We start from the raw sequence: 23815 nt of genomic DNA, 5'->3' as shown, positions 1-23815 counted from the left end.
GGGGTGAGGGCTGGCGGCTTCTATGCCTGCCAGGCGCTGTTTTTTATCGCCAGAGCTTCCCCACATGCATATGCCGAGGCCCAGGCCCACTGGAAGTTGTAACCGCCCAGCCAGCCGGTCACGTCGACCACTTCGCCTATGAAATACAGGCCGGGCTGCTTCGATTCCATGGTCTGGGAGGACAAATCGCGGGTATCGACGCCGCCGATGGTGACTTCGGCCTTTTTGTAGCCCTCCGTGCCGTTGGGCACCAGTTGCCAGTCGGCCAGGCGTTCTGCCAGCGCCAGCAGGGCCTTGTCGGTGGCGTCGCTGATGGGGCGTTGTAGGGCCGGGTCTGTGCTGGTCCAGGCATCTGCCAGGCGGGTGGGCACCAGGCTGGTCAGTTCGTTGGCAATCAGCTTTTTTGAGCGGGATTTGGCCTGAAGCAGCAAATCTGGCAAATTCACACCGGGTGCGAGGTTGACGCGCACCGGCTGGCCTTCACGCCAGAAGCTTGATATTTGCAATACCGCCGGGCCGCTCAGCCCGCGGTGGGTAAACAGCAGGTCTTCTGAAAAGACGGTGGCTTTTTTGCGCTGTTTGGGCGTGGCATCGGCCGCACTGGTTTCTATCAGCACCGGCAGGGCCAGGCCTGCGAGCTGGGCAAATGGCGCCCAGTCTGCGCCGTCAAAGGTCAACGGCACCAGCGCTGCACGGGGCTCGACCATGCGCAGGCCAAATTGTCTGGCGATGCGATAACCGAAGTCGGTAGCTCCTATCTTGGGGATGGACAGGCCGCCGGTGGCAATGACCACCTGCGGCGCTTCGATCAGCCCGCGGTCACTCTCAATGCGGTAGTCGGTGTTGTCCGCGTCTGGCCCGGCGATGCTTTTGATGCTGCAAGGCTGCCAGCGCGTGACCTTGCCCGCGTCGCATTCGGCCAGCAGCATGTTGATGATGTCTTCGGCCGAGCGGTCGCAGAACAGCTGCCCCTTGTGCTTTTCATGAAAGGGAATGTTGTGGCGCTGCAGAAGCTCAATGAAATCCTGCGGCGTATAGCGCGACAGGGCAGACCTGCAGAAGTGCGGGTTCTCGCTGAGGAAATTTGCCGGCGTGGCATCACGATTGGTGAAGTTGCATCGGCCCCCGCCCGAAATGCGGATTTTCTCGGCGACTTTTTCGCTGTGGTCCACCAGCAGGACATTCAGGCCGCGCTGCCCCGCCTGTGCCGCACAGAAAAGACCGGCGGCACCTGCGCCAATCACCAATACATCGAATTTATACATAGAACAGCCTCAGCCCGAAGAGCGGCCGCAAGACCGCAAGAGGCTGCCAAGCATAGCTGCATAAGCGGAGGCCCGGCCTCCCTGCGGACTCAGGCGGCTCTGATGCCCTGGCCCGATGCGGACCCGACTGCAGCGGCAACGCCCCTGATGACATCCCCCACCACGATCACCGAGGGGCTGCCGAGCCCCTCACGTGCGATGGTGGTGACCAGTGTTCCCAGCGTGGCCACGCTGTGGCGCTGTGAGGGCAGGCTGACATGCTGCACGATGGCAATCGGTGTGTCGGGCGACAGGCCTTCGAGCAGCTCTTGCTGAATGCGCTGTGCGCCACTGACACCCATGTAGATCACGAGCGTCAGACGGGCATCGCGCGCGGTGATGGCCAGCGAGCGCCAGTCGGTGGCGCCCGCGCCTGGTTTGGCGTGGCCGGTGATGAAGACCACGCCATGCGCATGTTCACGGTGCGTGAGCGGTACGCCCAGTGAGGTGACCGCAGCAAGCCCTGACGTGATGCCGTTGATGATGGCGACTTCTATGCCGGCTGCCCGCAGGTGTTCGACCTCTTCGCCGCCGCGGCCGAAGATGAAGGGGTCGCCGCCCTTGAGGCGCACAACATTGTCGCCTTCACGTGCGGCGATGACCATGAGTTTTTCAATGAAGGCCTGTGGCGTGGACTTGCAGCCGCCGCGCTTGCCGACATAGACGACGCGGGCGCCGGGCTGCGCGAAGGCAACGATTTCCTTGCTGACCAGGTCATCGACAAAAAGTACGGTGGCCGTCTGTATGGCCTTCAGTGCCTTGAGCGTGAGCAACTCGGGGTCGCCCGGGCCGGCGCCCACCAGTGTGCATTTGCCCTGTCCCGGGGCGATGTTTGGGAAATTGTTTTCAGTCATAGTCGTTTGACCAGTTGCAAGATGTGTTCCACCTGTCTGGCGATGGATGCCGGCACCGGTTGCCCGCCTGCCATCACCGATTGAATATAAGCCGCCGTGCTGGCCGCGTCTGTTGTTTTTGGTAAATCGGGCAGCGATGCAAGCGTGCCGCCCTGGGCTTCCTGCAGCAGTTCGCGATCACCGTTGATGAACGCTTCCATCTGGGGCATGCGGCGTGCATCCGCGACGACTTCGCCTTCAGTGCCGCGCAGCAACAGGGCATGGGCTTTGACCAGCTCAAAGGTCTGGGCCATGGAAACCGCATATTCAGGATGCGTGTAGCTGCTGACCACCAGGCTTTTGCCAAGGCAGGGGTTCATGATCTTGACCAGGCTATGGGCCGGGTTACGCAGGCCCACTGCGCGCCTGACATCCAGCAGGCGTTTCAGCGGAGGGCACAGGACTTCGGTCGGCATGAACGCGAGTTCACCGGGTGCCAAAGCCTGGACGGCGGCTTGGGCCTGTACACCCAGCAGTGAAAGAACTTCGGATGCAAAAACACGGCTGGTTTCGGTGGGCGTGCCATGCACCAGAACGGAGACGCCTTCGCGTGCAAGCAGCATGCCGAGCAGGGGTGTCAGCACCGGGAGCTTGCGGGCCCCGTTATAGCTCGGAAGCACCACCGTCGGTGTATCGCTGGCATTTGCCGGCAGGTGATGCAGGCGCTGATGCACGGCATCGAGGAAGCCCGCCATCTCTTCGGGCGTCTCGCCCTTGATGCGCATGGCCAGGCAGAAAGCGCCCACTTCGAGATCGGTCACGGTGCCGTCCAGGACCTGACCCAGCAGGTCTGCTGCCTGGTCACGGGTCAGCGGTCGTGCGCCATCCTTGCCGCGTCCGATTTCCTTGATGTACTGGCTAATACCCACGGAAAAGTCCACGGTGATGCCCATGCTGAACCAGGGCGTGCATTGATTTGTCCATGCAGGGATTGTCCGCGAACAAAAGATGACTTCCGCTTATTTGCTTGTGACGCCGTGCCTCATGCCACCACGGTGATCGGGATCACGCCACGCGCAGGCGCATTGCCGCCTGCGGGAGGTGTGTCGTGCATGGACCTGATGCGGCGCTTGAGTTCGGGAATGCATGACCCGCAATTGGTGCCGCATTTCAGTGTGTTCTGCAGTGATGCCAATCTGTCTTCATCTGTTGCCAGGTGGCCTGCACCGGTCTGGCCCAGGGAAATTCCATGTGTAAGTGAGACCAGGTGCTCGTCAATCGCGGTGTCGGTCACGTTCAGGCAGGTGCAGACAAGTTTGCCGCGCGACTGAACCGCGACAGGCGCCTGCGCCCCCGGTGACAGCAGCAGCCTGCCATACGCCTGGGCCGGCAATTCGTCCTGCAGCAGTGTCTTGATCCAGGCTTCTGCGCTGGTGTCGCCCGCCAGCACAAATCCGACCAGCTCTGCATGGTCGTCGACGCGGTGCAGCATGGCTGTACGCCGCTGGCCTTTTTTACGGTCCATGTAATGCAGGGCGTCATCGCCCGCCAGCCCGAGAATGCTCTCCAGGCTGGAAAGGATTTCGTCCGCTGGGGCTTCGTGACCGGCAGCACGGAAAAGTATGCCTGTGCGCTCGAGCTTTGCACCTGCTTGCCCGCTGGACACCAATGGGGTGTTGTTTGAAAACGGCACACAGCTGGTGAAAGGGAATTTTGCCATCAGCGGCTTGAGTTTTTCACGTATGGCCAGCGCGTCGCTATTGGGCAGCCATGCCACGGCGAGCAGGTTCCAGGGCAGTTCCGCCTTGAGTATCTTGACTGCTGCGTGCTTTAGTTCGGGTTGTTTTGAACTGGGGCAAAAAGCTGAGGTGGTGAGCGCGTTGATGCCGGCCAATGGCTCGCCGTGGGTCGAGACGCCGCTGAGGTATTCGCCGCCCCAGTGCATGGCGATAAAAGCCTGGCTCATGCCGATCTCTGCAGACGCCTGCACGGGCACCACGATGGAGCCGCGCTTTGAAGTGACCTGCACCAGGTCGCCGTCTTTCAGAAGCCTGCGCGTCATGTCCTGCGCGTTCATCTGTACGGCCGGCTCTGCCACATGCCCGAACAGACGCCCCAGGGTGCCCGTACGGCTCATGCCATGCCACTGGTCACGCAGGCGGCCGGTCGTCAGCGAGAACGGAAAGCGTGATTCACGCGGCTCGGCGACAGGTTTGTAGACCGTGTTGACAAAGCGTGCCTTGCCATCAGGGGTTGGAAAGATGCCGTCTTCATACAGCCTGACCTTGCCTGTGTTTTCGCCGGTTTTCAGCGGCCACTGCAATGGCGATTTTTCAAGCATGGCGTAGCTCATGCCGGTGATGTCGAGATCGCGCCCGCGTGTCGATTCGCGGTGTTCATTCCAGATGGCCTCCACGCCTGCCAATTCATCTGACAGCTGGTAGGGAAAGAGCGGCGATGCAGCCGCTGAATGGTTGATGAGCTTGTCAAGGCGGTGCGCGAAGTCCACCGCAATTGACCAGTCGTGTCTTGATTCACCCGATGCCCTGACGGCAGGACGCACGCGGCTGATGCAGCGTTCGCTGTTGGTCACGGTGCCAATCTTTTCGCCCCATGTCGTGGCGGGCAGAAGAAGGTCGGCGTAGTCACAGGTGGATGTTGTTGCAAAGGCTTCCTGCACGATCACCAGCTCGGCGCGTTCCAGTGCACGCCTGACGGTGGCCTGGTCCGGCATGGATTGTGCGGGGTTGGTGCAGGCTATCCACAGCGCCTTGATCTCGCCATCGGCGGCGGCCTGGAACATCTCAACAGCCGACTTGCCGGGCTTGTCAGGCACGGATGGAATGCCCCACAGCGCTGCGATTTCTGCGCGGTGATCAGGGTTGGCCATGTCGCGATGGGCGCTCATGAGGTTGGACAGGCCCCCCACTTCGCGGCCACCCATGGCATTGGGCTGGCCGGTGAGCGAAAACGGCCCGGCACCGGGCTTCCCGATCTGCCCCGTGGCCAGGTGAAGGTTGATGAGGGCCGCATTTTTCGCAGTGCCGCTGCTGGACTGGTTAAGCCCCTGGCAATACAGGCTGAGGGTCGCCTTTGACGTGGCAAACATCCGTGCTGCGGCCAGCAGGTCTTCTTTTTTGATGCCACAGGTCTCGGCCACAAGGTCCGGCGTGTAGTCGCGTACCGTGGTCTTGAGGGCATCAAAGCCGGTGGTGTGCGCTGCGATGTAAGCCGTGTCTACCCAGCCTTCCCAGAGCATGATGTGCAGCATGCCGTTGAAAAGGGAGACATCGGTACCCGGCTGAATAGGCAGGTACAGGTCAGCGATTTCGGCGGTATCGGTACGGCGCGGGTCGCAGAAAATGATTTTCAGTGCAGGGTTGGCTGCCCTGGCGTCCTCGATGCGACGGAACAGGATGGGATGCGCAAACGCCGTGTTGCTGCCGACGATAAACATGCATTGCGCATGGTTCACATCGTCGTAGCAGGTGGGCGGTGCATCGGCCCCCAGTGTCTGTTTGTAGCCCGCAACTGCACTGCTCATGCAGAGCCGTGAATTGGTGTCTACATTGTTGGTGCCGATCAGGCCCTTCGCCAGCTTGTTGAAGACGTAATAGTCTTCAGTCAGCAGCTGGCCCGAGATATAAAAACCCACCGCATCAGGGCCATGGTCGCGGATGATGTGCGCAAAGCTTTGCGCTGCGAAGTCCAGTGCGTTGTCCCATGACACCTGCTTTGGTGCCTCATGCCTGTGCTCACGCCGCATGGGCTTGAGAAGGCGGGTCTGCATGGTGACCGATGCGGAGGCCGTCAGCGCCAGGGTTGAGCCTTTGGTGCACAGCCTTCCAAAGTTTGCCGGATGGTCAGGGTCTCCCCGCACACCGGTGATCTGATTGTCCACGCTGGTGATCACCACACCACAGCCGACACCGCAATAGGGACAGGTCGAACGCGTTTCCTTTACGGCAGCAGGGGCAGGCAATGTAGTCACGAGGCAGTCACGCGGTATGTGGGGCCTGTACGTCGAAGCTGGCGTCGCCCAGCGCACCCGTGGTGCTGCCGGGGCCGGCACGCGGGGGAGTCACATCAATGGCCAGTGTTGCCAGTTCCGTGTGGTCCAGGTGCACGATACCGGCTTCAACCTTGCAGGAGAACTTCTGCACGCAACCCTCATCCGGGGCGCGGGCGCAACCGTCTTCCAGCTCTATGGTCCAGTTGTGAAGCGGGCAGGCCACGCTGGTCCCGAAGACTATGCCCTGCGAAAGCGGTCCGCCCTTGTGGGGGCAGCGGTCCAGCACTGCAAAAACCTGGTCTTCACTGTTGCGGAACACCGCCACATCCATGCCGCGCTCGCGCGCCACGCGGCGTGATCCCAGAACAGGGATGTCGTTGACCAGGCAGATTTTTTTCCATTCGCTCATTTTTCTTCTCCCTGATTCAGGCCGGTGCCAGTTTTTCGAACTGGCGCGTATCGACAGCTGCTTCCTTGAGGTCAAACCACGGATCGGGTTCGCCATCGAGCGCAAACTGCAGTTGTTCCCACAGTGCCTTGCGGCCTTCATGGTCTTCGAGGATGCGCTTCTTGACATGCTCCAGGCCGACGCGGTTCACATAGTGCACGGTGCGCTCCAGGTACCAGCCTTCCTGGCGATAGAGTTCACAGAAGGCGCCGGTGTATTCCAGCACCTCTGCGGCCGTCTTGACCTTGACCAGAAAGTGGGCCACTTCGGTCTTGATGCCGCCGTTGCCGGCGATATACATTTCCCAGCCGGAATCGACACCAATCACGCCAACGTCCTTGATGCCGGATTCGGCACAGTTGCGCGGGCAGCCGCTGACTGCGAACTTGACCTTGTGCGGTGCATACATGCGCCACATGGCGCGCTCCAGGTCCTTGCCCATCTGGGTGGAGTCCTGTGTACCCATGCGGCACCACTCGCTGCCCACGCAGGTTTTCACGGTGCGCAGCGCCTTGGCGTAGGCATGGCCAGACGGCATGCCGATGTCTTTCCAGACGTTGACGAGGTCTTCCTTTTTCACGCCCAGCAGGTCGATGCGCTGGCCGCCCGTCACCTTGACTGTCGGTATCTTGTATTTGTCGACAGCGTCAGCAATACGGCGCAATTCGCTTGCCGTGGTCTCGCCGCCCCACATGCGGGGGATCACGCTGTAAGTACCGTCTTTCTGGATATTGGCGTGGCTGCGCTCGTTGATGTAGCGGCTTTGCGGGTCGTCCTTGGCCAGCTTGGGCCAGGTGCTGATGAGGTAGTAGTTGATGGCGGGCCTGCAGCTGGAGCAGCCGTTGGGTGTTTTCCAGTCCATGAATTTCTGCACGTCTGCAATCTTCAGCAGCTTGTTGGTGCGGATGGCATCACGCACGGCCTGGTGACCGTGGTCGGTACATGCGCACATGGCCTTGAGCTTGGGCGTGGCAGAGTAGTCGCCGCCGGCCGTGAACATCAGGATCTGTTCAACCAGGCCGGTGCAGGAACCGCAAGACGCGCTGGCCTTGGTGTGCTTGCGCACCTCGTCGAGTGTGAACAGGCCTTTTTCCTTGATGGCCTTGCAGATGGTGCCCTTGTTGACACCGTTGCAGCCGCAGACTTCGGCGCTGTCAGGCATGGAGGCAGCCTTGCTGTGGCCCTCATGGCCGGTGTCGCCGATGTTGGATTCACCGAACATCAGTTTGTCGCGGATGTCGCTGACACTGCGCCCATCGCGCAGCAGCTTGAAGTAATAACTGCCGTCTACCGTGTCGCCGTAGAGGCAGGCGCCGATCAGCTTGTCGTCCTTGAGCACAAGCTTTTTATAGACGCCGCCAAAGGGGTCGCTCATGACGATTTCTTCGGTGCCTTCGCCACCCATGAATTCGCCGGCGCTGAACAGGTCAATGCCGGTTACCTTGAGTTTGGTGGAGGTGAGTGAGCCGGTGTAGCGGCCAATGCCGAACTGGGCCAGGTGGTTGGCGGCGACCCTGGCCTGCTCAAACAGCGGAGCCACCAGTCCATAGGCGATGCCGCGGTGGGCGGCGCATTCACCGACCGAATAAATACGTGCGTCGGTCACGGTCTGCATGGTGTCGTTCACCACAATGCCCTTGTTGCAGTGCAGGCGCATGGCTTCGGCCAGCGCTGTGTTGGGGCGTATGCCGACCGCCATGACCACGAGGTCTGTGGCCAGCTCTGTGCCGTCCTTGAACCTGATTGCGCTGACGCGGCCATCTGCACCACCGACCAGTTCCTGCGTCTGCGCGCCCATCAGGAACTTCAGGCCACGGTCTTCAAGGGATTTCTGCAGCAGCTTGCCGGCCACGCTGTCGAGCTGGCGCTCCATCAGCGTCGGCATGACGTGCACAACGCTGACGTCCATGCCACGCAGCATCAGGCCGTTGGCGGCCTCCAGGCCCAGCAGGCCGCCACCAATGACAACTGCCTTTTTGTATTTGACAGAGGCGTCGATCATTGCGTTGGTGTCTGCAATGTCGCGGTAGGCAATCACGCCCTGCAGGTCCTTGCCGGGCACCGGCAGCATGAAGGGGTTGGATCCGGTGCACATCAGCAGGCGGTCGTATTCGACTTCAGTTCCGTCGTCCGCACGCACAATGCGTTTGATGCGGTCGACTTCGACCACGGTTTTACCTGCGTGCAGGGTGATGTGGTTTTCCTTGTACCACTCCCATGAGTTGAGGACGATTTCGTCCAGCGTCTGCTCGCCGGCCAGCACGGGCGAGAGCAGGATGCGGTTGTAGTTGGGGTGGGGTTCAGCACCGAATACGGTGATGTCGTAGAGATCCGGGGCGATTTTCAGCAACTCTTCGAGGGTACGTACCCCTGCCATGCCATTGCCCACCATCACCAGTTTTGATTTTTTCATGGAGACTCCATCGTCTGATCGTGGAAAACAAAAATGGCGTCCTCACCTCACGTGCAAAACTGAATTTGCTCACGGGTGGGGACGCCATTGTCCTTTTGATGAATCTTCCTGTGCATCGTTGCGCGGGCTGACTCGAAATGACCTGCAGTGGTCTTGCGTGCACAGGATGCAAGACACATGCCAGTATTGATGCGTGCTCTCACTTTCAAATGAATAGCTTCAAGACCCTTGAATTCATTAAACTTTTTGCTATCAAAATGATTTTCTTCAAGGCTTCTTTTCCCTTGGGGATGCCCGCATATGCTTGCGGTATTGGTGCGTCGCACCATTTCCGGTTTTTACTCTGGTCTTTTCTGCCGCCAGCCGCCGGCATCGATGGACATGGGGTCTGCACTGTTTTGGGCACAAAACCTGCTTGCGGTGGTGCATGAGTTTTGACATCGACATTGGCTTCACGTCGCACGCCGGCAAGAAATCCCTGAACGAAGATTTTGCGGCGGCCATGCTGCCAGAGCCCGGTCAGGAGGGAATGGGCGCCATTGTGGCCATCGCCGATGGCGTCAGCACAGGTGGTATGGGGCGTGAAGCCGCACAGACAACGGTGACCAGTTTGGTGCGTGATTACTTCGGCACCCCTGAAATATGGGACACCACCGTCGCGCTTGATCGCATTATTGGTGCACAAAACTCGTGGCTTGCCGGCCTGAACCGCCGCAGGCACCCGGTCATGGGACTGACGACGCTGACGGCACTGGTGTTGCGCGGCCAGTCCTACACCCTGGCGCATGTGGGCGATTGCCGGGCTTACCTGATACGCGAGGGTAAAACCACCCAGCTGACCCACGACCATGCTGTCATGCACCCCGATTTCCGGCACCAGTTGCTGCGTTCCATCGGGGCGGAGGACCATGTGGTGGTCGACTACATGCAAGGCGAGTTGCATGTAGGGGATGTATTTGTGCTGGTGTCCGACGGGGTGCATGGTTCGGTGCGCGACACGCGGCTTGAATCCTTCGTGGGGGCGCCAGAGGTGGAGGGCGCGCAACCCGCCAGCCAGCGTCTGGTGGATGCCGCCCTTGCCAAAGGAAGCCTGGACAACGTGACCGCCGTGGTGGTTCGTGTGCTCGGCCTGCTGGACGCCACCCTGCAGGACCTGGACCGCGCTGCGCAGGCCCTGCCTGTCCCGGCCCGCCTGAAGGTTGGCGAGGTCATTGATGGCCTGACCGTGACTGCGACGGTTGCCGACAGCGGCATCAACGTGCTCTACCAGGTCAGGGGCCCGACTTCCGCCGAGCCAGGCTCTACACCCGGCAAACTCTACGCACTCAAGACCCTCAACCCTGCGAGGGCCCATGACGACGAGGAGCGCGCCATGCTGGCGCATGAGGGCTGGCTCGCCGCCCGAATGCAGTCGGGGCGGGCTGCAGAGCACCTGGTCAGGATTCATGAAAAGCTGCCGGGCGGGCAGGCGCGCTCGGCTTTTTATCTGCTTTATGACTGGCACAGCGGCGAAACCCTGCAGCAGCAACTTGCCAGGGGCCAGAAGTTCAGTGTGCAGCAGGTGCTGGCCGTCGCGACCCAGACGGCGGCGGCCCTGGGACGCCTGCACCGCCAGTGCGTGATTCACCGCGACATCAAGCCTGCCAACCTGCACCAGGGCGAAGACGGCGTACTGCGCCTGCTTGACCTGGGTGTGGCGCTCAGCGGCAGGGAGCCCGAGTCCGCGCGCAAGCTGCATGCCGGAACGCCCAGCTTTGTGAACCCCGAGCAGTGGGGGTTTAACGGAGCCGGTGCAGCCGGCAGCGATGCCGTGGAAGAGTTGCCTGATACGCAAAGCGATTTGTTTGCGCTCGGCGTGACGCTCTACCAGTTGCTGACCGGACGCCTGCCCTACGGCGATGTATTGCCCTACCAGGTGGGGCGTTATTACCGCGATCCGCGGGCGCCCAGCCGCCACAACCCGGAGGTGCCAATCTGGCTGGACCACATCGTGCTCAAGGCCATTGCGCGCGACAAGCGCAAACGGTTTGAAACGGCCGAGGAACTGTTGCTGGCACTTGAACGCGGTGCCTCCCGGCCCCTGACAAGCCAGCAGCTTGCACCGCTGATGCAGCGCGACGCTACCGCGATCTGGAAGATCGCCCTGGCGGTGTCCGTGCTGGTCAACCTGCTGCTGGTTTACTGGCTCGCGTTTTTACCCCGGTAAAGGGCATCAGATCTGCGGGAAGGTGGTCATGCGCTGCGTGCTCTCCCGCCTTTCTCTGCCCAAGTCCTTGTCCAGCGAATCTGCATCAGGCGCAGCATTGCCAGCATGATGAGTGAGAGCGCCGCGAAGAAGAAGAAACCCCACATATAGGTTCCGGCGTATTGTTTTGAGACGCCCATGGCGTTGGGCACCAGCCCGCCGCCCAGTGCGCCTATTTCGCCGATCATCGATCCGGCGACTGCCGTTGACAGTGGCCAGCGCAGGGGCACCAGCTGGAACAGTGCGCCGTTACCTGCGCCCAGGGCCGCAAAGCACAGCATCACCAGCAGGGTGGTCGCCACCAGCGAACCACCGGCCAGACCGCAGGCGACCAGCGTGAGCGCGATGGTCAGCAATACCACCGTGAGTGTGTTGACGCCGCCCCAGCGGTCGGAAATCCAGCCCCCAAAAATGCGCAGGGCTGCACCCATGAAGGCGGCGAGCATGGACAGCTGCCCAGCCTGTACCTTGCTGACGCCGAACTGGTCGTAATAGTAGGAGGGCAGAAAGGTGGCCAGGCCGATGAATCCGCCAAAACTCACCGCATAGATCAGGCTGAAAGCCCAGCCATCCTTTTCGAACAGGCAGGCGATGTGCTCGCGCAGCGTGGCGTGGCTGTCAACGTCGTCGGGTTCCTTTGCAAACAGGATCATCGCCATCATGGGCAGCAGCATGGCAATGGCTGCTATGCCGTAGACCGACTGCCAGCCGAAACGCTGGGCCAGTGCCGGTGCGACCAGCACCGAGACGGCCGTCCCGACGTTGCCCGCGCCCACCAGGCCCATGGCCAGACCTTTGTAACGTGGCGGGAAAGAGCCGGAACCCAGGCTCAAGGCCACACCGAAGCTGGCGCCGGCAATGCCCAGCAGCACACCCATGGCCAGCAGGGAGCTGTAGGAGTTGACGAAAAAATAGCCAAACAGCAGGGCCACCATGATGAGCCCCATCTCGACCAGGGTGGCGCTTTTGCGGCCAATGTACTGGGCCAGCACGCCCAGCGGAAACCGCATCAGCGCCCCGGCGAATATGGGGACGGACAGCATCACGCCCTTTTCCGTCGGTGACAGCTTGTAGGCTTCTGAAATGAAGGGCGCCATCGCGCCATTCATGACCCATATACAGCAGGAAAAAGCAAAGTAGAAAAACGCTGCTCCCAGCGTTGGGGCGTGCCCCGCCTTGAGGAAATTACGAAACCCGGACATGATGTATTTTTCTTTTAAGGGTAATTGAAGGACGAAAACAGGCCGGGTGGGCTACAGACGTCTTCCGTGTCTGGCCCACCCGGCGGTGAGGTGGTTGGCAGTGTGTGCTGTGCGTAGGGCGTGGTCCCGATGTTGGTGTTTTGGGTGGTTGAAGGGTCAGGCTGCGGTACAGCCAGCCGCGTCAGCGTCAGTGTTTGCGCTCCATGTCCACGCAGACCATGGCAAGGTGGTGGTTCCAGCGCAGTGTGATCACATAGGGCCGCTTGCGCACCCTGGCCTTCATGCCGTGTGCGCCCTGGAGCTTGATGGGTACCGAAATCTGCAGGTCAGCACCCATGGCCTTGCGCGCATTGCCGGCCAGTGTGTTGGCGATTTCGCCCACCGCGTCCAGCAGGTTGCCGTCGCTCAGGTCGGTTTCATGTTGCAGCAGCAGGATTTCACGCACCAGCTTGGGCGGCATGGACACCACCACATGGCCGTTGTAGCTGCCCGAAAAAGTCACGATGCCGTTGAACTCAAAGCCTTCGACATCGCCGGTGCCGAGAAAGGCCGAAGTGATCTGCGGCTCCTGCCGCGTGGTCACCTGGAGGTAGCGCTTGATGGAGTTGACGAACATCTTGAGGTCGTCTTCATTGAGGGTTTCCATGCGCGACTCCTAATGAACGTCGGCAACGTCGAGCAGTGCGATCTGCAGCTCTTCGTCGGTGAAGGGTTTGGAGACGAAGCCGCGTGCGCCCAGCTTCAGCGCCTGGATGGCGGTTGACTTGTCGCTCAGTGCGCTGACCACCAGGATGTTGATCTTGGGGTCGAAGGCGATCAGTGCCTGTATGCATTCGATGCCGTCCATCTCTGGCATGGTCAGGTCCATGGTGACAACTTCAGGCCTTGCCGCTTTCGCAATGCGCAGGGCTTCGTGGCCGTTTCTGGCCAGCCCGGTAATGACGACATTTTTCAGTCCGCCGTTTTGCACCACACGCGAGATGCGCGTGCGGATCATGTTGGAGTCGTCGACGATGAGCAGTCTCATAATGTTTAGGCCTTTAGCGCGAAAGATATGGGACAGAACGGCCGCAGCGTCGGGCCGCCCCAAGCAAGGCCAGCCCCCACGGGGGGCAGAGAGCTACACGCCAGTGAGCGAGCGTGGGGGCCGCATGGTTTCGCCGGGCCGCCCCAAGCAAGGCCAATCCCCCCGGGGGGCAGAGAGCTAAACGGCAGTGAGCGAACGTGGGGGCTCTCATGTTCACGCCGCGAAGCGGACCTTGAATTCGGTGTGTTGGCCCGGCACGCTTGACAGGAGCAGCCGTGCACCGAGGCGTTGAACTGTGGCCTGCACCAGATCGAGGCCTACGCCGCGGCCGGCATGTTTGCCCGCTTCGGAGGCTGTTGAGAAGCCGGGCTTGAAGATGTGCGCGACGATCTGTTTGTCGCTGAAGCTTTCAAGCTGCTCGCTGCTGTACCAGCCCAAATCTTCCAGCTTGCGGCGAATGCGGTCTGCATTCAGGCCTGCGCCATCGTCGCGCACGCTCAGCTGCCATTCACTGGACGCATCACGAACCAGCTCCACCTGCAACTGCCCTTCGGCGGCCTTGCCCGAAGCCATGCGTACCTGAGGCGCTTCAACACCGTGCACGACGGCGTTGCGCACCAGTTGAATGGCGATCTCGCGGACCTGGTCCAGCTTGTCTGCCGGCATGTCCTGGGCGCTGCTCATGCGTACGCTTGCCAGCACACGTTTGCCGCAATCTGCGCCCACATCGCTGGCGAGCTGCGCCAGTACCGCATTCAGCGATGCGGCGTTGGCACCAGCAGCGGAGTCTGTACCTGTCTTGCGGGCACCGATCAGCTTGAAGGTCGCCAGCTTGTTGAGCAGGTCTTCCAGCGGCAGGGGCAGCGCCAGCAGGGTGTCGCCCGAGGCAACACCCGTGTCCTTGAGCTTTTGCAGCTCGCTTTCAAACTGGTGCGCCAGCGTGGCCAGCACGTCAAGGCCGAGGGAGGCGGCATCGCCCTTGAAGGCGTGGATGCGGCGGTATGCGCCATCTACAGCCTTGAGCACCTGATGCTCGGACGATGCGGACGATGTGCTGCGCAGCAGGTCATTGATCTCCAGCAGGGAGGCTTCCGAGCGGGCCACAAAGTTGCGCATCATGGCCGGCTCTGTTTCAAAAGCCTTGAGCAGCATGGAAAATTCTTTTTGCGAGCGCTGGCGCTCGCCCTGCAGGCGGGCTTCGAGTTCCACTTTCTGCGAGATGTCCTGCACGGTAACCAAGAGGTGCCGCACCACGCCGCCGTCCAGCACGCGGTTGAAGTGGAATGAGAGATAGCGGGTAGTGTCCTGGCCGAGGCGGTTTTTGGTGGTTGCCTGCACTTCGGCCAGTGGATTGATGCCCTGCACCAGCTGCTCCTTGACGTGGGGCGAGAACAGCAGGTCAACGTAATCCCGGCCGTCGCTGAGTACCTTGCCCGGAACCAGCGTGCCCAGCACCTGGAAAAAATCCTGGCCCGGGGACAGCGTCTTGCCAAACAGTTCATGCGTTGAACGCGAGAGCTGCGAGCCGAGCTGGCCATCGGGCGTCAGCAGGAAAAGGCCTTCACGTACGCTCGCGAGAATTTCGCGGTTTTCTTCAGTGGCTGCTTCAATGGCCGCGTCCGATGTCTTCAGGCGCCTGAGGAACTTGAACAGGATGAACGCAAAGTTCAGCAATGCCAGCACGATGCCGCCGGTCTGCACCATGCGCAGCACACTGGCGCGCGAGGCGCCGATCTGCTGGGTTTCCGTCACGAAGTCATTGGCCACGCCCAGCAGCTTGATGTTGTAGGCCTGGCTGTAGGCCAGGGCGTCGGCGAGGTCTTCCGGCGTGAAGCCGTCCTTCAGCAGGGGCTGAAGCTTCTGGTAATAGGGTTTCCAGAGGGCATCGACCTTGTCTTCAAGTTCGCGGCCACGCTCCGATATGACGGGCTCAAGGTAGACAGGTTTTCCGTCACCGCCGGGAATGGTCCCGCCATCGCGAAAGGCAGCCTGCGAGATCTGGAAGATCTTCGTGCCGGCGCGCAGTTCCGCCAGGGTTTCAGGTTTGTACGGTTTGCCTGCGGCGCGCATGGCGTCAAGTTCAAGCAGGGTTCGGGCGACGCGCTGCGAGACATAACGCTGGCGGCCCGAGAGGTTGATGGCGACGGTGTCCTGGTCAATCTTGAACGAGGTATAGAAGTTCAGAACCAGCACGCCAAGGTCAAACAGCAGGAAAAAGCCAACCGCAATGATGATCTCGCGGTACTTGCCAAAGGCAAAGCTGCTGCCTTTTTGGGAGGCACGGGATTTTTTTGCCGGCTTGGCGGCAACCGGGAAGCTGCTGTCGGATTGGAATACTGCGCTCATATGGTGTCCTCGGGCTTTTTTCCAGTGGCTATTGATGCAGGCCGGCTGTTGTGGCCTGCATGCTTGGCGATATCCGTGAGGGGGGCTATTTCTCAGGCTGTCAGTTTTTCCACATGCGCCTGGCGGGTGTACAGGAAGTCGATGACGGCCTTGCGGTAGTGCAGGTATTGCGTGCTCTCTGCAAGTGCCACGCGGTCACGCGGGCGGGGCAGTTCTATGGCGAGCACTTCGCCGATAGTTGCTGATGGACCATTGGTCATCATCACAATCTTGTCGCTCAGGAGTACGGCTTCATCGACATCATGCGTAACCATCACCACGGTGCTCTCGGTCTTTGCCACGATCTGCAGCAACTCGTCCTGCAGCTTGGCGCGGGTCAGGGCGTCCAGTGCGCCGAAGGGCTCATCCAGCAGCAACACTTTTGGTTCCATGGACAAAGCGCGTGCGATGCCGACGCGTTGCTTCATACCGCCCGAGATTTCGCCGGGGCGTTTTTGCGCAGCAGCCGTCAGTCCGACCATGGCGAGCACCGCATCAGTGCGTGCCTTGAGTTGTGCCTTGTTTTCGGTGGCCGAGAACACCCGTTCTACGGCAAGGTAAACATTCTCGAAACAGGTCAGCCAGGGCAGCAGTGAATGGTTCTGGAACACCACAGCACGTTCCGGCCCGGGGCCGGCGATTTCACGGTTGGCGCAGATCAGGCTTCCCTGCGTGGGTGTGGTCAGGCCGGCGATCAGGTTGAGTAGCGTGGACTTGCCGCAACCGGAGTGGCCGATCAGCGCGACAAACTCGCCCTTGGCAACCGTGAGGTTGACGTTCTGCAATGCGCAGAAAGGCCCCTTCTTGGTCTTGAAGGTCTGCTCGACGTTCTGGATCTCGATGTACTTGGTGGTCAGTGAACTCATGGTGTGTCCTTGGTTTTCCGTATGACCGGTCAGTTTTTGACTTCTTCAAACGTGAATGCGGTGGCCAGCTTGATCAGCGCGAATTCCAGCACCAGGCCGACGATGCCAATCACAAAAATCGCGATGATGATGTTCTTGACGTTCAGGTTGTTCCACTCGTCCCAGACCCAGAAGCCGATGCCGACGCCGCCGGTCAGCATCTCTGCGGCCACGATCACCAGCCAGGCGGTGCCTACAGCCAGGCGAACGCCGGTCAGCATGTAAGGCAGCACAGCGGGGAAGAGGATCTTGGTCACGATCTTCCATTCGCTGAGGTTCAGCACACGCGCCACGTTCATGTAGTCCTGCGGCACACGCTGCACGCCCACGGCGGTGTTGATGATCATGGGCCAGATAGAGCAGATGAAGATGGTCCAGATGGCGGCGGGGTTGGCGCCCTTGAACACCAGCAGGCCGATAGGCAGCCAGGCCAGCGGGGAAACCGGGCGCATCAGGCTGATGAGCGGGTTGAACATCTTGCTCAGGAAAGAGAAGCGTCCGATCATGAAACCGACAGGAATGCCGACGATGGCCGCCATGCCGAAGCCCATGGCCACGCGCTTGAGGGATGACAGCACATTCCAGCCCACGCCCTGGTCATTGGGACCCTTGCTGTAGAAGGGGTCGCTGAAAATCTGCACGGCCTGGATGAAGGTGTCCTTGGGCGATGGAATGCTGCCGCCCGTGCCCATAAAAACCAGCTCCCACAACAGTGCAAGCAGGCCAAGGCCGAGTACCGGCGGCAAAACGGTGAGCCAGAGGAAAGATGCATCCCGGGGAGGGCGGGGCGCGGCGGCAGTCGTGGAATTCATGGGTGTACTGGTTTTGACGTCCGCAGGCGGGGCACTGGCAACTGCCACCGGCGCTGCGGCTCTGGATGGAGCAGGTGTCGCCAGGACAGTGGCGTCGAGTGAGGAGTGAAATACGGCACTGACCATGGCTTGACCTCTTTGATGATTGAAGACTTTTGCGCTCGTGTTCAGGCGCGGATCTTGAAGCTGTCTGCGTACTTTTTCGGGTCCTTGCCGTCCCAGATCGAGCCGTCCATGAGCTTGCTGGTGCGCATGGCGTCCTTGGGGACGCTGGCCTTGGCGGCTGTTGCGGCCTCCTTGTAGAGGTCAATGCGGTTGATCTGTTTGGCGATGCCCAGGTAGTCCGGGTGATCCTTGATCAGGCCCCAGCGTTTGTGCTGGGTCAGGAACCACATGCCGTCGGACAGGTAAGGGAAGCTCACCGCGCCGTCGTTGTAGAACTTCATGTAGTTGGCGTCATCCCAGGTCTTGCCCATGCCGTTCTGGTAACGGCCCAGGATGCGCTGGTTGATGGCGTCCACGCTGGTGTTCACATAGGACTTGTCAGCGATGGTTTCTGCCATCTTGTTTTTGTTGCTGAGGTTGGCGTCAATCCATTTGCCGGCCTCGATGATGGCGGCGGTGACTGCACGCGCGGTGTTCGGGTTTTTCTGCACGAAGTCAGACGTGGTGCCCAGCACCTTTTCAGGGTGGTCTTTCCAGATGTCCTGTGTGGTGATGGCGGTGACGCCTATGCCGTCGATGATGGCGCGGTGGCCCCAGGGTTCGCCGACACAGAAACCATCCATGTTGCCGACGCGCATGTTGGCGACCATTTGTGGTGGCGGCACGGTGATGACCTTGGCATCCTTCATCGGGTCAATGCCGTTGGCCGCCATCCAGTAATAAAGCCACATGGCGTGGGTGCCGGTGGGGAAGGTCTGGGCAAAGGTGTATTCGCGCTTGTCCGACTTCATCAGTTTGGCGAGACCCGCACCATCAACAGCGCCCTTGTCGGCCATCTTCTTGGACAGCGTGATGGCCTGGCCGTTGTTGTTCAGCGTCATCAGCACGGCCATGTCTTTCTTGGGGCCGGAGGTGCCCATGTGCACGCCGTAGATCAGGCCGTAGAGCACGTGGGCGAAGTCGAGTTCGCCGTTGACCAGCTTGTCGCGCACGCCGGCCCAGCTGGCTTCCTTGGTCGGGATGATCTTGACGCCGTATTTCTGGTCAATTCCCAGCACCGAGGCCATGACGACGGACGCGCAGTCGGTCAGCGGGATGAAGCCGATCTTGACTTCCTTCTTCTCAGGCGCGTCCGAACCGGCCGCCCAGGCACCGCCTGAGCCGGCGCTGGTCAGAAGCGTGGCGGCGCTGATGGCGCCTGCCTTCTTGATGAAATCGCGACGGGCGGGTGCTGCGGGTCCGGGAAACTGCTGGGTCATGTGAACTCCTGGTTGGCAAAACTGAAAGAGATAAAACGAAATCGGAAAACAAAAACGGCGTCCATCCTTCGCCCGCCGTGAAGCAGGTGAGAGATGGACGCCGTTGTCCAAAACAGGCCATTGGGGACCTGGTGCCAAACCGCCATTGGTTCAGCTTGGGTTCAATAAAGCAGAAACCATGCCAGCAGGTTTAAAGGTGTTTGGGTTGAAAATTTTCCTTGTGAATCAATGACTTGGGAGATCTGTTCGGTGCCGCATGCGCTGGCAGATGCTTTTCCCATCGTGGTGCACAAGGTGTGCAGTGGCACGAGATTTGTGCGGTGCAGCAGTGCATGACCGGGCTGGTGCGTCAACTGGTACCTGCTATGGGGCCTCCAGCGATTGATATGAAAAAATTTAACGTATACGTTAAAAAATCACCAAAAGTTAACCTGGGTATTAACTTTTTGACCTGAAACCGCGGTTTCAAGCCGCTCAAGGTTCAAAAACGGCTAAAAAATGCCTGTTTTTGAGGCCAAAATAGGCTGCAAGTCAATAAATACGTGCGTGAGCCGCTACTGAATTGATAGCGAAAAATCCTGACCTGCGTTTTTTACAGGTAGTCAGACATCGCCAGGACCGACTCGGCGACATGAACCAGCTTGCGGTTCTGGCTCATGGCCGTCTGGCGCAGCATTTTGTAGGCGTCTTCTTCGCTGAGCTTGCGCGTGGCCATCAGCAGACCCTTGGCGCGTTCAACAATCTTGCGCTCGTTCAGTGCGGCGCGCACCGTTTCGAGCTCGTCGCTCATGTCCTGGAGGCGCCTGGCCTGCTCCTGCACCATGCCCAGCACCGAGCGTTCCAGTTGCGGGCCGTAATGGGTTGAGGCGTCCGGGCTGGCACTGCTTGCCTGGCGCGACAGCTCTTCAAGGATGACCTGCTGGTCGCGCAGTTCGGTGCGGGCCTGGGCAATCTTGCGTTCGCAGAGTTCGCGCAGCTTGCCGGCCAGCACCTCCTCGACGTTTTTCATGGCGTCAATGCGGCGGGTGCAGCAGTCAAACCAGGCCTGGCTGAGGTTGGCGTCGAGTTTTCCGCCGGCGCGGGTCATGGCGCCGGTGCGCCGCAGGCGCTCCAGTTCGGCGAGCGATTCGCCGGTCTGGCTGTTGTTCCAGGCGTGAAGGGCGGCTGTATCGGCAAACTCGCTGAAGACCTGGAAGCAGCGTTCCTGCGATTCGATCAGGTGCAGCCATTGCTGCTGGTGGACGTTGTCGGTTTTCCCCGACGCAAACGCGGCAGAGCCCAGGGCGCGCTCCTGGCCGGTGAATTCCTTGCCCTGCATGAAGTTGAACAGCGCCACCAGCGCGCGTGAGATTTCAGGGTCGGTCGCACTGTCTGCGGCCTCAAACACCACCACCAGCAGGCCGGAAATCAGCCGCGAAAAAGCAATGGTGGACTCTTCCGGCACCAGTTCCTGAGCGCCTATACGGCGGCGCAGCTCAGGCAGGGAGTCCAGCGCGTGCAACACAAAGGCGATCCGGCTGAAAAGCCTGGCGCCATTGCGCACCTGGCTGGAATCCGTGTCCAATGCATCAAAGTGTGCGCGCACCTGCAGTTCAATCTCCGCACATTCGGCGGCCTGCTGCAGCCGCATGTCATCGAAGCGTGTGCCGTTCGAGCCGAGGAAAACATTGGAAATGCCGCGCTCTTTCTGCAAGGCGTGAATCAGGCGGCCAATGCCGCTGACCAGCTCGCTGGTGCGTGCGAGCTGCTCAAGCTCGCCAATTTCGCACTGGCGGGCCGCAACAAGGAAATTGAGTCCGGATTTCATCGTGGTTTGTTCTTGTGTATCAGCAGCAACATTCGTGCCCCGGACGCCGCGCGCCCCCACTGCCTTCATTGAATGCCCGTGACTTTACACTCGTCCCATGCTGGTATTGGGAATCGAGTCGTCATGCGACGAAACAGGGGTAGCCGTGGTGGACGCCAGCGGCCATGGTGTGCCGCGCCTGCTGGCGCACCAGTTGCACAGCCAGATCGACATGCACCAGGCCTATGGCGGCGTGGTGCCCGAACTGGCCAGCCGCGACCATATCCGCCGCGTCGTGCCGCTGACCCGGCAAGTCATGGCGGAGGCCGGCCTTTCACTGGCAGATATTGACGTGGTGGCTTACACCCGCGGGCCAGGGCTTGCCGGCGCATTGCTGGTGGGCTCGGGCGTCGCCTGTGCGTTGGCTGCCAGTCTCGGCAAGCCCGTCATGGGCGTACATCACCTGGAAGGGCATTTGCTGTCGCCGTTTCTGGGCGCCGATCCGCCCGAGTTCCCTTTTGTGGCATTGCTCGTCTCCGGCGGCCATACCCAGCTCATGCGTGTAGACCGCGTCGGAAGTTACGAACTGCTGGGCGAGACCATAGACGACGCCGCTGGCGAGGCCTTTGACAAGTCGGCCAAGCTGATGGGCCTGCCTTATCCCGGCGGGCCGCATCTTTCAAAGCTGGCGGCGCAAGGCGATGGCGCGGCTTTCAAGCTGCCCCGGCCGCTGCTGCACAGCGGGAATCTCGATTTCTCGTTTGCCGGTTTGAAGACGGCCGTATTGACGCAGGCGAAGAAACTCGGCGATGAGCTTGAAGTGCGCAAAGCCGACCTGGCGGCATCCACGCAGGCGGCCATCGTCGAGGTGCTGGTCAGGAAATCACTCGCGGCGATGAAACAAACCGGCCTCAAGCGGCTGGTGGTCGCGGGTGGTGTAGGCGCCAATGCGCTGCTGCGCCAGCAGCTCAATGACGAATGCAAAAAGCGCGGTATTCGCGTGCATTACCCCGAACTGCACCTGTGCACCGACAACGGCGCGATGATCGCGCTGGCAGCCGGCATGCGCCTGCAGGCGGGGCTGGAGGCGCCCGAAAAAAATCCAGCGGGCTACACTTTTGACGTGAAACCGCGCTGGAGTCTTGCCGAGCTGGTCCCCTGAGGACCAGCGGCTTTTTATTGAATGGCCAACTGGCTGACGTTGCTGACAGGTACTTTTTTGCCAAGCGTCAGGGTCAGCACGCCGTTTTCAAGTTTTGCGCTGCTGGCCGCAACATCAATCTCGAGCGGAAAGCGCCAGGCGGCTTTGACCTTGCGGGCAGCGTCTTCCTTGCTGGAGACGCGCACCACATCGCCTTCAATACCGATGTCCAGCTGTTCTTTTGCCACGCCAGGCACGTCAAACGTGAGCAGATAGGTTTTTTCCTGGTCTTCAACAGAAGCCGAGCGCGCCAGGTTGCTGTCTGCAAACGACGAGAAGGTGTCGTTCAGGAAGCGGTCAAGTGCGCCGTTGCTGACCACGGGTGCGTGGGTGCGCTGGACGCTGCGGACGGGGCGGGTAGCGAGCGAGTAAAACATCATGGCTCCTTTAATGGGTTAATGCTGGAAAAACAAGGGGACCATTCCCCTTACACTTCGCGGCGTTCACCGTGATTGCCGCATGCAACCCAGCTATGGTTTGCAAATGATTAATTCAAGTAAAAAAAGGGATGTATTTTTTTATGCAACGACTCTTGAAACGTGTTCTCGCAGCCTTATTTCTTGGCGCTGCCATTGCCGCCTCATTTGCCGCCGCTGCCCAGACGTCAGTACAGCCGCCCATACGCATCGCGCTGATCGAAAGCATGTCGGGCGCCTTCGCCAACACCGGCGAAGCGGTGTTCCGCAACCTTGTCTGGGCAACCGAGCGGGTCAACGCGCGCGGTGGTGTGGCCTTGCCCGGCGGCGCGCGCAACCTGGTCATGGAACGCTATGACAACAAAGGCCAGAACGAGGAAGCGCTGGCCGCATTGCGCTCTGCGATTGACGACGGTGTGCGGGTGGTTGCCCAGGGCAATTCTTCGGCCATTGCTGCGGTATTGATTGATGCGATCAACAAACACAATGAGCGCGAGCCGGGCAAGCGCGTCATCTTCCTGAATTACTCGGCAGTAGACCCCATCCTGACCAACGAAAAATGCAGCTTCTGGCATTTCCGTTTTGATGCCCACGCCGACATGCGTATGGCCGCGTTGATGGACGTGCTCAAGGATGATGCCTCTGTCAAAAGCATTTACCTGATTGGGCAGGACTACAGCTTTGGCCAGTCGGTTCTGCGTGAGGCACGCAAACAGATCGCGGTGCAACGCCCCGACGTGCAGATTGTTGGAGATGAATTGCATGCGCTGGGACGCGTCAAGGACTTCATTCCCTATGCCGTGAAGATCAAATCCAGCGGCGCGCAGGCTGTGCTCACCGGCAACTGGGGCAACGACCTGACCCTGCTCATCAAGGCCGCCAAGGAAGTCGGCTATGAAGGCAAGTTCTACACCTTCTACGGTAATGCGCTGGGCGTTCCTGCCGCGCTGGGTGATGCCGGCATTGACAAGGTGGTGGCCGTGGCCGACTGGTTCCCGAATGCGCCCGGTGCGGCATCCGAGGCGTTTTACCGCAGCTTCCGCCAGCGCTTTCCCAAGCCGCAGGACGACTATGTGCACATGCGCATGCAACTGATGATGGAGGCGCTGGCCCAGGGCATAGAAAAAGCCGGCACGACCGATGCGACGGCTGTTGCGACACAACTGGAAAAAGTCTCGGTGTCGCTGGCCGGGCGCCAGGGCACCATGCGCGCTGCTGACCACCAGTTCCAGCAGCCGCTGGAAGTGGCGCTCATGGGCAAGCAGGGCGCCCCCGGCGTCAGGTTTGATGTTGAGGGGTCTGGTTATGGCTTTCGTATCATCAAGACCATTGCTGCCGATCGTGCAGCGCAGCCGCAAAGCTGCAAGATGGCCAGGCCTTAAACGACGCCTCACGTTCAACG

Annotated in this window: 19 protein-coding genes; 4 read left to right on the top strand and 15 right to left on the bottom strand. The window is 60.5% G+C overall.

Annotated elements, in window-relative coordinates:
* Nucleotides 1–20: 20 nt before the first annotated feature.
* The 6 genes from HYX42_RS10665 to nirB all read right to left on the bottom strand — a co-directional run bounded on the left by HYX42_RS10665 (nucleotide 21) and on the right by nirB (nucleotide 9010).
* Entirely contained in the window at nucleotides 21–1265 is a 1245-nt protein-coding gene (locus HYX42_RS10665; protein ID WP_293402703.1) for an NAD(P)/FAD-dependent oxidoreductase, read from the bottom strand.
* An 89-nt stretch (nucleotides 1266–1354) separates the two neighbouring features.
* Nucleotides 1355–2158, bottom strand: a complete 804-nt coding sequence (cobA, locus tag HYX42_RS10660; RefSeq protein WP_293402701.1) for a uroporphyrinogen-III C-methyltransferase — start codon at nucleotides 2156–2158, stop codon at nucleotides 1355–1357.
* Nucleotides 2155–3066, bottom strand: coding sequence for a DNA-binding protein YbiB (ybiB, locus tag HYX42_RS10655; RefSeq protein ID WP_293403477.1), 912 nt, complete (start codon nucleotides 3064–3066; stop codon nucleotides 2155–2157). The genes cobA and ybiB overlap by 4 nt, the downstream gene beginning before the upstream one ends.
* A gap of 113 nt (nucleotides 3067–3179) precedes the next feature.
* On the bottom strand, nucleotides 3180–6128 hold the full coding sequence (locus HYX42_RS10650) for a nitrate reductase (protein ID WP_293402699.1): 2949 nt from the start codon (nucleotides 6126–6128) through the stop codon (nucleotides 3180–3182).
* A 7-nt stretch (nucleotides 6129–6135) separates the two neighbouring features.
* Entirely contained in the window at nucleotides 6136–6558 is a 423-nt protein-coding gene (gene nirD / locus HYX42_RS10645; protein ID WP_293402697.1) for a nitrite reductase small subunit NirD, read from the bottom strand.
* 16 nt (nucleotides 6559–6574) lie between these two features.
* On the bottom strand, nucleotides 6575–9010 hold the full coding sequence (nirB, locus tag HYX42_RS10640) for a nitrite reductase large subunit NirB (protein ID WP_293402695.1): 2436 nt from the start codon (nucleotides 9008–9010) through the stop codon (nucleotides 6575–6577).
* Nucleotides 9011–9219: 209 nt separating this feature from the next.
* Between nirB and HYX42_RS10635 the strand changes: the two genes are divergently transcribed.
* Nucleotides 9220–9441, top strand: a complete 222-nt coding sequence (locus HYX42_RS10635) for a hypothetical protein (RefSeq protein WP_293402694.1) — start codon at nucleotides 9220–9222, stop codon at nucleotides 9439–9441.
* A complete protein-coding gene (locus tag HYX42_RS10630) occupies nucleotides 9438–11216 on the top strand; it encodes a bifunctional protein-serine/threonine kinase/phosphatase (RefSeq protein ID WP_293402692.1) in 1779 nt (592 codons plus the stop codon). The genes HYX42_RS10635 and HYX42_RS10630 overlap by 4 nt, the downstream gene beginning before the upstream one ends.
* Nucleotides 11217–11242: 26 nt before the next feature.
* Here HYX42_RS10630 and HYX42_RS10625 read toward each other — a convergent pair whose 3' ends face one another.
* The 8 genes from HYX42_RS10625 to HYX42_RS10590 form a co-directional block, all read right to left on the bottom strand.
* Complete coding sequence (locus tag HYX42_RS10625) at nucleotides 11243–12457, bottom strand: nitrate/nitrite transporter (protein ID WP_293402690.1); 1215 nt, start codon at nucleotides 12455–12457, stop codon at nucleotides 11243–11245.
* A 187-nt stretch (nucleotides 12458–12644) separates the two neighbouring features.
* Entirely contained in the window at nucleotides 12645–13103 is a 459-nt protein-coding gene (locus HYX42_RS10620; protein WP_293402688.1) for a chemotaxis protein CheX, read from the bottom strand.
* Nucleotides 13104–13112: 9 nt separating this feature from the next.
* The gene (locus HYX42_RS10615; RefSeq protein ID WP_293402686.1) at nucleotides 13113–13484 is read right to left on the bottom strand and encodes a response regulator; all 372 of its coding nucleotides are present in this window, start codon (nucleotides 13482–13484) and stop codon (nucleotides 13113–13115) included.
* Nucleotides 13485–13697: 213 nt separating this feature from the next.
* Nucleotides 13698–15830, bottom strand: coding sequence for an ATP-binding protein (locus HYX42_RS10610; RefSeq protein WP_293402683.1), 2133 nt, complete (start codon nucleotides 15828–15830; stop codon nucleotides 13698–13700).
* A gap of 92 nt (nucleotides 15831–15922) precedes the next feature.
* On the bottom strand, nucleotides 15923–16735 hold the full coding sequence (locus HYX42_RS10605) for an ABC transporter ATP-binding protein (protein WP_293402681.1): 813 nt from the start codon (nucleotides 16733–16735) through the stop codon (nucleotides 15923–15925).
* Nucleotides 16736–16764: 29 nt separating this feature from the next.
* Nucleotides 16765–17712 (bottom strand): nitrate ABC transporter permease, encoded by a 948-nt coding sequence (gene ntrB, locus HYX42_RS10600; protein WP_293402679.1) that lies wholly within the window; start codon nucleotides 17710–17712, stop codon nucleotides 16765–16767.
* Nucleotides 17713–17753: 41 nt separating this feature from the next.
* A complete protein-coding gene (locus tag HYX42_RS10595) occupies nucleotides 17754–19010 on the bottom strand; it encodes a CmpA/NrtA family ABC transporter substrate-binding protein (protein ID WP_293402676.1) in 1257 nt (418 codons plus the stop codon).
* A gap of 592 nt (nucleotides 19011–19602) precedes the next feature.
* Nucleotides 19603–20817: a nitrate regulatory protein gene (locus HYX42_RS10590; protein WP_293402674.1), complete on the bottom strand. Its 1215-nt coding sequence runs from the start codon at nucleotides 20815–20817 to the stop codon at nucleotides 19603–19605.
* A gap of 97 nt (nucleotides 20818–20914) precedes the next feature.
* On the opposite strand from HYX42_RS10590, the gene tsaD reads away from it, so the two are divergent.
* Nucleotides 20915–21958 (top strand): tRNA (adenosine(37)-N6)-threonylcarbamoyltransferase complex transferase subunit TsaD, encoded by a 1044-nt coding sequence (tsaD, locus tag HYX42_RS10585; RefSeq protein WP_293402672.1) that lies wholly within the window; start codon nucleotides 20915–20917, stop codon nucleotides 21956–21958.
* A 14-nt stretch (nucleotides 21959–21972) separates the two neighbouring features.
* Here tsaD and HYX42_RS10580 read toward each other — a convergent pair whose 3' ends face one another.
* A complete protein-coding gene (locus tag HYX42_RS10580; RefSeq protein ID WP_293402670.1) occupies nucleotides 21973–22374 on the bottom strand; it encodes an Hsp20/alpha crystallin family protein in 402 nt (133 codons plus the stop codon).
* A 143-nt stretch (nucleotides 22375–22517) separates the two neighbouring features.
* On the opposite strand from HYX42_RS10580, the gene HYX42_RS10575 reads away from it, so the two are divergent.
* Nucleotides 22518–23795: a branched-chain amino acid ABC transporter substrate-binding protein gene (locus HYX42_RS10575; RefSeq protein ID WP_293402668.1), complete on the top strand. Its 1278-nt coding sequence runs from the start codon at nucleotides 22518–22520 to the stop codon at nucleotides 23793–23795.
* The last annotated feature ends 20 nt before the right edge of the window (nucleotides 23796–23815 follow it).

Source organism: Polaromonas sp. (assembly GCF_016185115.1).
In the GTDB taxonomy this organism is placed as follows: domain Bacteria; phylum Pseudomonadota; class Gammaproteobacteria; order Burkholderiales; family Burkholderiaceae_C; genus Polaromonas.
The sequence above is the reverse complement of the archived record's forward strand: the minus strand, read 5'-3'. Positions and strand labels throughout refer to the sequence as shown.

Excerpts from the sequence above, each read along its gene's own strand:
- HYX42_RS10575 (WP_293402668.1), top strand. The coding sequence starts at position 22,518 with ATGCAACGACTCTTGAAACGTGTTCTCGCAGCCTTATTTCTTGGCGCT.
- HYX42_RS10590 (WP_293402674.1), bottom strand. The coding sequence starts at position 20,817 with ATGAAATCCGGACTCAATTTCCTTGTTGCGGCCCGCCAGTGCGAAATT.
- nirB (WP_293402695.1), bottom strand. The coding sequence starts at position 9,010 with ATGAAAAAATCAAAACTGGTGATGGTGGGCAATGGCATGGCAGGGGTA.
- HYX42_RS10630 (WP_293402692.1), top strand. The coding sequence starts at position 9,438 with ATGAGTTTTGACATCGACATTGGCTTCACGTCGCACGCCGGCAAGAAA.
- cobA (WP_293402701.1), bottom strand. The coding sequence starts at position 2,158 with ATGACTGAAAACAATTTCCCAAACATCGCCCCGGGACAGGGCAAATGC.
- HYX42_RS10620 (WP_293402688.1), bottom strand. The coding sequence starts at position 13,103 with ATGGAAACCCTCAATGAAGACGACCTCAAGATGTTCGTCAACTCCATC.
- ntrB (WP_293402679.1), bottom strand. The coding sequence starts at position 17,712 with ATGGTCAGTGCCGTATTTCACTCCTCACTCGACGCCACTGTCCTGGCG.
- HYX42_RS10605 (WP_293402681.1), bottom strand. The coding sequence starts at position 16,735 with ATGAGTTCACTGACCACCAAGTACATCGAGATCCAGAACGTCGAGCAG.
- HYX42_RS10665 (WP_293402703.1), bottom strand. The coding sequence starts at position 1,265 with ATGTATAAATTCGATGTATTGGTGATTGGCGCAGGTGCCGCCGGTCTT.
- HYX42_RS10615 (WP_293402686.1), bottom strand. The coding sequence starts at position 13,484 with ATGAGACTGCTCATCGTCGACGACTCCAACATGATCCGCACGCGCATC.
- HYX42_RS10595 (WP_293402676.1), bottom strand. The coding sequence starts at position 19,010 with ATGACCCAGCAGTTTCCCGGACCCGCAGCACCCGCCCGTCGCGATTTC.
- HYX42_RS10610 (WP_293402683.1), bottom strand. The coding sequence starts at position 15,830 with ATGAGCGCAGTATTCCAATCCGACAGCAGCTTCCCGGTTGCCGCCAAG.
- HYX42_RS10635 (WP_293402694.1), top strand. The coding sequence starts at position 9,220 with ATGAATAGCTTCAAGACCCTTGAATTCATTAAACTTTTTGCTATCAAA.
- tsaD (WP_293402672.1), top strand. The coding sequence starts at position 20,915 with ATGCTGGTATTGGGAATCGAGTCGTCATGCGACGAAACAGGGGTAGCC.
- HYX42_RS10580 (WP_293402670.1), bottom strand. The coding sequence starts at position 22,374 with ATGTTTTACTCGCTCGCTACCCGCCCCGTCCGCAGCGTCCAGCGCACC.
- nirD (WP_293402697.1), bottom strand. The coding sequence starts at position 6,558 with ATGAGCGAATGGAAAAAAATCTGCCTGGTCAACGACATCCCTGTTCTG.
- HYX42_RS10625 (WP_293402690.1), bottom strand. The coding sequence starts at position 12,457 with ATGTCCGGGTTTCGTAATTTCCTCAAGGCGGGGCACGCCCCAACGCTG.